Origin of the sequence: Roseateles sp. (assembly GCF_036404855.1) — a bacterium.
Lineage (GTDB): Bacteria > Pseudomonadota > Gammaproteobacteria > Burkholderiales > Burkholderiaceae_C > Pelomonas.
The window spans coordinates 1-2,680 of record NZ_DASWYS010000371.1; the positions used below are offsets into that span (position 1 = coordinate 1).

At 68.0% G+C, this 2,680-nt stretch carries 6 protein-coding genes; 5 read left to right on the forward strand and 1 reads right to left on the reverse strand.

What is annotated here, in order from left to right; genetic code table 11:
• Nucleotides 1–351: DUF2834 domain-containing protein (locus VGF12_RS24915; RefSeq protein WP_331178744.1), on the forward strand; the 351-nt coding region annotated here is incomplete at its 5' end.
• Here VGF12_RS24915 and VGF12_RS24920 read toward each other — a convergent pair.
• Nucleotides 344–610: a metal/formaldehyde-sensitive transcriptional repressor gene (locus VGF12_RS24920; RefSeq protein ID WP_331178745.1), complete on the reverse strand. Its 267-nt coding sequence runs from the start codon at nt 608–610 to the stop codon at nt 344–346. The genes VGF12_RS24915 and VGF12_RS24920 overlap by 8 nt on opposite strands.
• Nucleotides 611–660: 50 nt before the next feature.
• Here VGF12_RS24920 and dmeF point away from each other — a divergent pair, with 50 nt between their 5' ends.
• From dmeF to VGF12_RS24940, 4 genes are all read left to right on the forward strand, one after another.
• Nucleotides 661–1,593 (forward strand): CDF family Co(II)/Ni(II) efflux transporter DmeF, encoded by a 933-nt coding sequence (dmeF, locus tag VGF12_RS24925; protein WP_331178746.1) that lies wholly within the window; start codon nt 661–663, stop codon nt 1,591–1,593.
• A gap of 49 nt (nt 1,594–1,642) precedes the next feature.
• Complete coding sequence (locus VGF12_RS24930; protein ID WP_331178747.1) at nt 1,643–1,999, forward strand: metalloregulator ArsR/SmtB family transcription factor; 357 nt, start codon at nt 1,643–1,645, stop codon at nt 1,997–1,999.
• Nucleotides 1,996–2,457, forward strand: coding sequence for an SRPBCC domain-containing protein (locus VGF12_RS24935; protein ID WP_331178748.1), 462 nt, complete (start codon nt 1,996–1,998; stop codon nt 2,455–2,457). Before VGF12_RS24930 ends, VGF12_RS24935 begins: the two co-directional genes overlap by 4 nt.
• On the forward strand, nt 2,447–2,680 hold a 234-nt coding region (locus VGF12_RS24940; protein WP_331178749.1), incomplete at its 3' end, for a DUF899 family protein. The genes VGF12_RS24935 and VGF12_RS24940, both read left to right, overlap by 11 nt.

A 2,680-nucleotide genomic window follows, 5' to 3' on the forward strand; every position in this document is an offset into this window, starting at 1 on the left:
CCAATGAGCCGCAATCTTTACCAAGGCCTGCTGTGGGTATTCGGCCTCGGCTTCGCCGTGGCCTTCAACCTGATCGTGATGCCCGCCCTGCTGCGCGACGGCGACATCCTCGGCGGTTTTGCCGCCGGCTTCGTCAATCCCTATGCCTCCGGCTATGCGCTGGACGCGATCCTGTGCTGGTGCGTGCTGGCCAGCTGGGTGGCCTACGAAAAAGCCACGCTGGGCATCCGCCACGGCTGGATCGCGCTGGTGCTGGGCGTCGCACCCGGCGTGGCCACCGGCTTCGCCCTGTACCTGCTGCTGCGGCTGCGTCAGCAGGCCCCGGCGGCGGCGGCGACTCCGCCTACTTGAGATAGGAGCCGATGATGCCGACGAGCTGCTCCATCTCGTCTGCGTCCGTGCCCTCCACCGGCGCGAAATGCTCGCGCAGGTGATCCTCCAGCACCTTGGCCATCAGGCCGTTCACCGCGCCGCGCACGGCAGCGATCTGCTGCAGCACGGCAACGCAGTCCGCATCCCCGTTCAAGGCCTCCTCGAGGCTGCCCAACTGTCCCTTGATGCGCCGGATCCGCGCCGTCAGGGCCTTGGCGTCGCGCGCGACATGCGCCATGGCTTGGTCTCCCTATATACTAGGGGGGAGTATATACGAGAATCCCCCCGATGACCGCCCCCACCCACTCCCACGCCTTCAACGACACCAACCGCGGCGCCGAGAGCCGCACGCTCTGGGCCGCGCTGCTGACCGCCGCCGCGATGGTGGTGGAGATCGTCGCCGGCTGGCGCTACAACTCGATGGCGCTGCTGGCCGACGGCTGGCACATGAGCTCGCATGCGCTGGCACTGGGCCTGTCGGTGTTCGCCTATGTGATGGCACGGCGCCTGGCGCGCGACTCGCGGTTTGCCTTCGGCACCTGGAAGATCGAGGTGCTGGCGGGCTACACCAGCGCGGTGCTCCTGCTGCTGGTCGCCGCCTCCATGGCCTGGCAGTCCTTCGCCCGCCTGGTGCAGCCCAGCGCGATCCACTACGACGAGGCGATTCCCATCGCCATCGCCGGCCTGCTGGTCAACCTGGTCTGCGCCTGGCTGCTACGCGACAGCCACGATCACCATCACGGACATGAGCACGGTCACGCCCATGGACACGGCCATGGCCATGGCGATCACCGTCACGACATCAACCTGCGCGCTGCCTACCTGCACGTGGTCGCCGACGCCGCCACCTCGGTGCTGGCCATCCTGGCGCTGCTCGGCGGCAAGTACTGGGCCTGGGCCTGGCTGGACCCGGTCATGGGCCTGGTCGGCGCGGCGCTGGTGTCGGTGTGGGCGGTGGGCCTGCTGCGCGAATCCGGCCGCGCACTGCTCGACGCCGAGATGGATGCCCCCGTGGTCGAGGAGATTCGCGAGGTCGTTCGCGACAGCCCGATCCCGGCCGAGATCAGCGACCTGCACGTCTGGCGCGTGGGCCGCGACAAGTTCGCCTGCATCCTCGGCGTGACCACGGCCGCCCCGGCGCTGCCCGAGGACTTCCGCCGGCAGCTCGCCGTGCACGAGGAACTGGTGCACATCACCGTCGAGATCAATCCCGCAGGCTGATCCGCGGCCGGCTTGACACCTGCCGCTGCTCATCTTAATACTTCACCATATGGTGAACTATAAGCAGGACCGGCTGGACCGCACCTTCTCCGCCCTGATGGACCCCACGCGGCGCGCGATGCTCGCGCGGCTGGAGCGTGAGGACGGCCTCACGGTGAGCGAACTGGCGCAGCCTTTCGAGATCAAACTGCCGGCGGTGATGAAACACCTGGACGTGCTGGATGCCGCCGGGCTGATCGTCCGAGCCAAGTCCGGCCGCACCGTCACCGTCACACTGTCGCCCGAGCCGATGAGGGAAGCCATGGACTGGTTGAGCCGCTACGAACGCTTCTGGGCCCCGCGCCTGGACCGCCTCGTCGCCTTTGCCGAGGCAGAGGAAGCCAAGGCCCGGCGGAGGGGCAAATGACCACCAGCCTGATCCTGGTGCGCCGCATCGCCGCGCGCCCCACCATCGTCTTCGACGCCTTCGTCACGCCCGAGGCCATCCTCCAATGGTGGAGCCCGGACGAAGGCCCGGTGCTGGAGACAGCGGTCGACCTGCGTGTCGGCGGCCAGTTCCGCGTGCGCTTCCGCACGCTGGACGGCAAGGAGCACGAGGGCAACGGGCGCTACCTGGAGGTGGAGCGGCCACGCCGCATCGCCATGGCCTGGCACTGGAGCCACAACGGCGAGCTGGACGAGCGCGGCGAGAAGTCCCATATCGAGATTGACCTTCGCGAGATCGACGACGGCACCGAGCTCACGTTTACCCACGCACGGCTCAAGACCGAGGCCTCGCGCGCCAGCCATGAAGAAGGCTGGACCGGCGCACTGTCGAAGCTGTCGGCCCTTTTCGAGCGCCAAGGAGATCGTCATGCCTCATGAAGTCGTTTCGCGCGAGGACTGGCTTGCCGCCAGCCGCGCCCTGCTGGAGCAGGAAAAGGCCTGGACCCGCGAGCGGGATCGCCTGTCCGCCTTGCGCCGCGCGCTGCCCTGGGTACGCGTTGGCAAGGAATACAGCTTTGAGGGCGAGCAAGGCCCGGTGACGCTGGCCCAGCTCTTCGACGGCCGCTCGCAGCTGATCGTCTACCACTTCATGTTCGGGCCG